Source organism: Nocardiopsis nanhaiensis (genome assembly GCF_054778635.1).
The window spans coordinates 1-6,088 of the sequence record NZ_BAAGZJ010000150.1 but is presented as its reverse complement, the minus strand read 5'-3'; the positions used below and the strand labels follow the sequence as shown (position 1 = coordinate 6,088).

6 protein-coding genes and 1 pseudogene are annotated in these 6,088 nt (G+C 67.8%); 4 read left to right on the top strand and 3 right to left on the bottom strand.

The features are described from left to right. Positions 1-211: 211 nt before the first annotated feature. From ACYVD1_RS34195 to ACYVD1_RS34185, 3 genes and pseudogenes are all read left to right on the top strand, one after another. Complete coding sequence (locus tag ACYVD1_RS34195) at positions 212-1,075, top strand: helix-turn-helix domain-containing protein (RefSeq protein WP_460778624.1); 864 nt, start codon at positions 212-214, stop codon at positions 1,073-1,075. Next, a complete protein-coding gene (locus ACYVD1_RS34190; protein ID WP_460778623.1) occupies positions 1,072-1,311 on the top strand; it encodes a DUF397 domain-containing protein in 240 nt (79 codons plus the stop codon). Before ACYVD1_RS34195 ends, ACYVD1_RS34190 begins: the two co-directional genes overlap by 4 nt. A 284-nt stretch (positions 1,312-1,595) precedes the next feature. Next, positions 1,596-1,772: pseudogene (locus ACYVD1_RS34185) on the top strand (DUF397 domain-containing protein); the annotation flags it as partial. A gap of 49 nt (positions 1,773-1,821) precedes the next feature. Here the strand turns inward: ACYVD1_RS34185 and ACYVD1_RS34180 are convergent. After that, positions 1,822-3,309, bottom strand: coding sequence for a serine hydrolase domain-containing protein (locus ACYVD1_RS34180; RefSeq protein WP_460778625.1), 1,488 nt, complete (start codon positions 3,307-3,309; stop codon positions 1,822-1,824). Between the two features lie 58 nt (positions 3,310-3,367). After that, positions 3,368-4,171 (bottom strand): SAM-dependent methyltransferase, encoded by an 804-nt coding sequence (locus ACYVD1_RS34175; protein WP_460778622.1) that lies wholly within the window; start codon positions 4,169-4,171, stop codon positions 3,368-3,370. Between the two features lie 239 nt (positions 4,172-4,410). Here ACYVD1_RS34175 and ACYVD1_RS34170 point away from each other — a divergent pair, with 239 nt between their 5' ends. Continuing rightward, positions 4,411-5,184 (top strand): nucleotidyltransferase domain-containing protein, encoded by a 774-nt coding sequence (locus tag ACYVD1_RS34170; RefSeq protein WP_460778621.1) that lies wholly within the window; start codon positions 4,411-4,413, stop codon positions 5,182-5,184. Positions 5,185-5,558: 374 nt separating this feature from the next. Here ACYVD1_RS34170 and ACYVD1_RS34165 read toward each other — a convergent pair. After that, positions 5,559-6,088 (bottom strand): hypothetical protein (locus ACYVD1_RS34165; protein WP_460778620.1); only part of this gene is annotated, 530 nt, incomplete at its 5' end.

Here is a 6,088-nt window from a genome sequence, read left to right as displayed (position 1 = left end):
GCTGGACGCATGAGTCGAGGGGTGCTGCTGAAGGTGCCCGTTGGAGGAGTCTCACGGTTGCCGTGATGCGCGGAACGGGCAAGGCATAGCCTGACCAAGATGAACCCTCAGTGATCCACCGGTCACTGCTACACCTCCATACTGAAACCGCGATTCTCAGTTGTCAACTGAAGCACTGAGATTCGCGATAGATTCTTGCTAGGCTGGTCCCATGCAACGGCCCTATAGCCCCACCATCCGTCGCAGGCGCCTCGGCTTCGAGCTACGCCGCCTACGCGAAGAAAACGGTCACACCCTTGATGAGGCCGCTAAGAGGTCCAGCGTGCCCCGGGCAACCATCGGCAAGATCGAGACGGCGGAAGCACGCCGCACGCGCGCTCGGGACATCGACGCCCTGGCAGACCTCTACAGCCTGGATGAGGAAGGTCGTGCGGCACTCCACCAGCTATGCCGTGAGTCCAAGGAGAAGGGCTGGTGGTCCAGGTACAAGGACGTGTTCAGCGAACGAGCACTTCCTGATTTCGAAGCTGAAGCCACAGCGATGAGGACCTTCCAGGGACAAGTCATCCCTGGCCTCTTCCAAACCCCGAGCTACGCAGAGGAGATCTTCAAAGGCGGGCGCGCCGTGGACGACCCGGGCATGGTCCGAAAGGTAGAAGCTCGGATCACACGCCAGCAGACCCTGACCCGTGTCAATGCTCCTCATATAACCGCGGTCATCGATGAGGGCGCGCTTCGCAGGGTCGTGGGCTCTCCGGCCATCATGGTGGAGCAGCTAGAACACCTTGAGAACTTGGCTATGCGCCACAACATAGATATTCAGGCGCTCCCGTTCAGTAGCGGCGCGCATCTGGGCATGGCCGGGGCCTTCACCATCTTGGAGTTCTCCGAGCCCAGAGATACTCCGGTCGTTTATGTCGGGACAGCATCCGATGACCTGTACCTGGAACAAGAAGATGACATCGACCGGTATAACTTGACGTTTAGCAATGTTCAAGGGTCCGCACTGTCTGTGACCTCGACGGTGCAATTTATTGCTGACATCAAAGCTTCAACAGGAGAAACCCCGACATGATCTTGAGCTTCTACAAGAGCACCTACAGCGCACAGAACCAAGACTGTGTGGAGGTAGCCCACATCCCGACCGATTTCCGCAAGAGCAGCTACAGCGGACACGCACAGGATTGCGTGGAGGTGTCCGAGCTCCCCTGTGGCGCGGCCATCCGCGACTCGAAACACCCCTCCGCCGGGCACCTTCCCTTCCCTGCCTCCGAGTGGACCGGTTTCCTCAGAACCACCCTTTCCCGCTGACTCAAGACGCAGCGCTGCCCGGCCACGGTCGAATACCCTGGCCGGGCACCGTTGAGAGCAGTTCCGGCTACACCGCTCACTCCTCGACGCCTCCCTCTCCGATCTCGTCGGGGGTCACCTGGCCTTGCATCGATAGAGCAAGCCGACCGTTGTCCGATGCTGGTAGCAGTCGTACAAGCGAGTCATGGCATTCGAAGCCGGTTGCTGTTCATCTCTCTCCAGGGGCCGCCCGTGACCGGATGAGCCCCTGAAGGCCATCCGAGACGAGATGAAGAGGATCGACGGTAACTGACTGGCACAAGTCGTCCTACAGCGGCGGCAACAACGAGTGCGTCGACGCCCGGGAGCACCAGGCCGGAGCCGATGTGCGGGATACCCAGAACAGGGAGCTGGGCCACCTGTCCTTCAACCGTGCGGAGTGGAGCGTCTTCGTCGAGACCGCTCTCCACAGCCGCCGGTAATCCGTTACGCGACGACCTCGCCGTTCTCCAGGTAGAAGGCGTGGTCCCTTCACAGCGTGCGCGGTCCCCCTGAGCGATCCTGCGGGTGGGCCGGGGGCTCGTGGGCGCCCGCGCCCGCGCGCGGCATCGACCGCCCTCCCAAGAACAGGTACTCCTCTCCCGTGTCCAGACGGTGGAACCGCACCGAGCGCCAGGTCTGCTCACCCTCGGGGCGGATCGCGTACTGTCCCGGACCGACCGGCGCCAGCCCGTACTCCTTGACGGGCTCGGCGGTGAAGTCGGCCATCGGGCCCAGGTCGGTGGTGCGCAGTACGGTCTCACCCTCGTACCGGAACACCTCGGCCCTGAGCACCGCGGATTCATAGGCGCCCAGGTGGGGTGTGACGTCCACCGCTGGTGCGATCTCCGGGGGCATGAGGGGGTCCTGGATCCGCACATCGGCGAGCTCCCGGAAGACCTCCCCGAACAGCTCCTGGAAGAGGTCGCCGGTGCGCCCCCCGTTGGTGAGGAGGACGACGGCCAGCCCTGCCTCCGGCAGCACCCGCAGGTAGGCGGACTGGCCGATGGTGCCGCCGTCGTGGCCGATCAGGCGGTGTCCGTTCCAGTCGAACCGGATCCAGCCCAGCCCCCAGGAGTCACCCAGGGTGTGCCGGTCCGGCAGTCCGACCTGGAACCGGGTCATGGCTTCGGCGGTCTCCTCCGCGAGGATCCGGTTCCCGTCGCGGGCGACACCGCCGCGCAGGTGCGCCTCGGCGAAGCGCAGCACGTCCTCCGCGTTCGCGGTGACCAGCCCCGCGGGCCCCATCGACCGCGGCAGTCCCCACACCGGAGCCCGCACCGGTTCGGGTAGCCCCTCGATGTGGCCGACGGCCGCGCCGTGCAGCAGGGCCTCCTCCGGGAGTGTTCCCGAACGGGTCAGGCCGAGCGGGGTGAAGAGCCGTTCCCGCATCGCCCTATCCCAGGTCAGTCCGGTCAGCTTCTCGATGACCCGGCCCAGCAGCGGGAACCCCGAGTTGCAGTAGGAGAAGGCCGAACCCAAGGGGTGGATGGCGACCGCCTCCGCCAACTCGGTGACGTAGCGCTCCAGCACGTCGTCGCCGCGCCCGGTGTCGGTGAAGAGGTCCCCGTCGATCCCGCTCGTGTGGTTGAGCAGGTGCCGCACGGTCACCGCCGCGGTGAGGTCGGGATCGGACAGGCGCAGCTCGGGCAGGACCTCGGCGATCCGGGTATCGAGGGTCAGTGCACCCTCGTCCACCAGGCCCATGACGACGGTCGCCGTCCACACCTTCGTGATCGAGCCGATCTGGAAGACCGATTCCGGGGTGACGGCGTGCCCGGTCCCGGAATTGAGGACCCCGTGCTCGACCTGGACGAGTTCCCCCTCCTCTTCGCCGGTCCCGCCACCTCCTGAACCGACCCGCAGGACGCCCAGCTGCGCCCCGGGCACACCGTGCCGTTCGGCCAGCTCGGCGAGCCGCCCCCGCCAGTGCTCCCGGTCGATCGCGGGCCGCACGGATCCGGTTCGGGCCCTCGTCACGTGGTTCAAGGGTGCTGCTCCTCGACTGTTCTGCCCTGCTGTCAGCTCCTTCCGGCGGCTATCGTTTGCGGGCCACACCGCCGTACTCCGCCACCGGTCGGATTTCGCCTACCTCGGTCGGTTCCGGGCGCCACAGCGAGCAGGAGACCACTCCGGGTTCCAGCAGCTCGAGTCCGTCGAACAGCGCCTCGATCCCCGCGGCACTGCGGATGGTGAGCTTGGGGGTGCCCTTCTCGTTCCACGCCGCGGCCACCTGGTGGGCGCGTTCGCTGTCGATGTCGTCGGTCGGGTGGGAGATGACCAGGTAGCTACCGGGCGCGAGCGCCCCCGTCAGCTGGTCCAGGATCGAACGCACCTCGGCGTCGTCGGCCACGAAGTTGACCACGCCCAGGAGCATCAGCGCCACCGGCCGGGTCAGGTCCAGGGTCTTCCCGGCGACGGCCAGAATGCCCTCCGGGTCGCGCAGGTCCGCGTCGACGTAGTCGGTGGCGCCCTGGTCGCTCCCGGTCAGGAGCGCTCGGGCGTGTGTGAGCACCAGCGGGTCGTTGTCCACGTAGACCACCCGCGTATCCGGGGCCACGGACTGGGCGACCTCGTGGGTGTTGTTGTGGGTGGGCAGCCCCGTCCCGATGTCCAGGAACTGCCGGATCCCCTCCTGCCTGACCAGGAAGGTGACGGTGCGGGCCAGGAAGCGCCGGTCGGCCACCGCGTTGTCGACGATCTCGGGGAAGAACGAGCGGATCTGCTCGCCCATCTCCCGGTCGACGGGGTAGTTGTCCTTGCCGCCCAACCAGTAGTTCCAGATGCGGGCGTTGTGCGGGACGGAGGTGTCGATCCTGGGATCGGGGGTCTCAGGGGGCACGGTTCTGCTTTCTGCGGCTGGGGGTGGGGGTGGCGGAGCGCCGGTTCCGTAGGGGACCAGTAAACGGATCCGGAAAGGTACCGGCAAGTAGTCAGGGGACCGGTTCCCCCGCCGACGGGCGCTTCCACGGAGTCGGCCCAGCTGGTGGAGGACCCCGAAAACGCCTCGTCACCCGGTGAAGGTTCACGATAGCTTTCGGCCGACGCACCCGCGACAGCACGTCCAACGTAGGAGGCACCGTGAAGCACGCGACCGAGGAGTTCGCCCGGATCGCCGCTCAGGGCACGGTGCTGCGCTGCCAGGTCGGTTCCGGCGTCCACGGGCTCGCCATCGACGGCCAGAACGACCGCGACGAGATGGGCCTCTGCGTCGAACCGCCCGAGTACGTCATCGGCCTGCGCCCGTTCGAGCAGTACGTCCACCGCACCCGGGACGACCACACCCGCTCGGGCCCGGGCGACCTGGACCTGACCGTCTACTCGCTGCGCAAGTGGACCCGGCTCGCGCTGGACGGCAACCCCACCGTCCTGCTGCCCCTGTTCGTGCCCGAAGGCGAGATCGTCACCCTCACCGCCGCGGGTGCCGACCTGCGCGAGAACGCCCACCGCTTCCTCTCACGCAAGGCGGGCGAACGCTTCCTCGGCTACCTGCGCGCCCAGCGCGACCGGATGGAAGGTGTGCGCGGAGGCAAGCACACCAACCGCCCCGAGCTGGTGGCCCAGCACGGCTTCGACACCAAGTTCGCCTACCACATGGTCCGGTTGGGCCTTCAGGGCGTGGAACTGCTGGAGACCGGACGCCTCACCCTGCCCATGCCCGAACCCGACCGCGGCTGGCTGCTGGCCCTCCGCCGCGGCGAGCACAGCCGCGACGAGGCCCTGGACCGCGCCAGGGAACTGGAGGCCGGGCTCACCGACCTGTGCCGGACCTCCCACCTGCCCGCCCTGCCGGACGGCGCATGGGCCGACCGGTGGCTGGCCGACACCTACCGCCGCTTCTGGAACGAGAGTTGAACCACGCTGGTCAGAGCGGGCACCCAACCGCGCACCGCCGAGGCGGCGAGATAGGGTGATGCACCGAAGAGGTACATGCCGCGCCCGCTCACCCGGGTGTCCCGGCGTGCCGGGCGCCGGGGACACGGCCCACGGTGCCCCGGGAACGAAACAGTGAAGGAAACACCATGGTCGGAACCGTCGCGTTCGTGCTCATGGTCATCAGCATGGCGATGATGATCATCTCCGGTCTCCTCGCGGCCGTCGTCAAGACCCGCTAGGCGATCACCGCACGGCACTGACGGGTGCGGCCCGGTACACGGACGCACCCGTCAGAGCACCCTTTCCGCCCCGCCCGGCCTCCGGCCCGGCCACGGCTCCAGCCCGGCCTCCGGTCACTCCGGAGCGGGCACTGATTCCAGCGGCAGGCGCGCCATCTCCGCGCCGTCCCCACCCGTGATCACGACCTCGCCACCACCGATCTCGTACCGGGTCTCCCCCGCGTCCGCGACGTACCCGTCCTCGGTCGCCACGGCGGGGACCACCATCGCCTCACCGCTGCCGTCGAGGAACTCTCCGAAGTAGTACAGCTCCCCCGAGGAGTTCGCGCACAGCACGATCCGGTGGCGTTCGGTCTGGTAGGACTCCACCAGCGGGCCGTTGCCCCCGCCAGGCACGAGCGAGGCGATCCGCTCCGGGCAGGTTCCGCCCTCCCCCGGGCTCTCTGCCGGGCCAGTGCCCTCGTCGACGCCGGGCAGCACCCACACCAGAAGCAGCACGACACCGCCCACCACCGCCAGTGCGAGTGCCCGTACGGTGCCCTGCGGCCACCGGGGCGGGGACCAGCGGCTCCCCGGCCGGGCCCGGCTCGGCGGAGGCCAGGTCTCGGGCGGCGCCCCGGTGCCCACGTCCGCCTCCAGCTCGT

Bases quoted from the DNA above. Each gene is read 5' to 3' on its own strand.
- ACYVD1_RS34190 (WP_460778623.1), top strand. From the start codon at position 1,072: ATGATCTTGAGCTTCTACAAGAGCACCTACAGCGCACAGAACCAAGAC.
- ACYVD1_RS34195 (WP_460778624.1), top strand. From the start codon at position 212: ATGCAACGGCCCTATAGCCCCACCATCCGTCGCAGGCGCCTCGGCTTC.